Annotated in this window: 1 protein-coding gene; it reads right to left on the minus strand. The window is 63.4% G+C overall.

Annotation, left to right across the window (positions count from 1 at the left end; all coding sequences use genetic code 11):
- A partial coding sequence (locus tag KGQ19_RS48945) for a hypothetical protein (RefSeq protein ID WP_212022534.1) occupies positions 1-281 on the minus strand: 281 nt, incomplete at its 3' end.
- Positions 282-382 lie beyond the last annotated feature (101 nt).

Below are 382 nucleotides of genomic sequence, written 5' to 3' on the forward strand. Positions count from 1 at the left end.
AATTCGTCGCGGGTGTTGTGGATGTAGGTGGTGGCGGCGGTGCGGTAGTCGTTGGCTAGGGCGGTGTAGCGGTCGGTGGGGATGGTGAAGTCTTGGGCGAGTTGGTGGAAGTCGGTGGCGGCTTGGGTCAGCCCGGTTTCGAGGGCTTTTTCGAGGTGGAAGCGGCTTTCGAGGTTGCTGTCTTCGGCTATGAGGATGGTTTCGCGGAAGTGGTCGAGCGTGGCGGTGGCGGTTTCGGGGTCGGCTTTGCGGGTCGTGTCCAGGCCGTGGATTTGGCGCATGCGGGTGTTGAAGAAGGCGCTGCGTAGCCGGGTTTCGAATGCTTGGCGGACCACGGTGGTGGCGTGTTCGCTGACGCCGGCGTCGCCGCTGTTCCAGATGT

Origin of the sequence: Catenulispora pinistramenti, assembly GCF_018274385.1 — a bacterium.
Classification (GTDB): Bacteria; Actinomycetota; Actinomycetes; order Streptomycetales; family Catenulisporaceae; genus Catenulispora; species Catenulispora pinistramenti.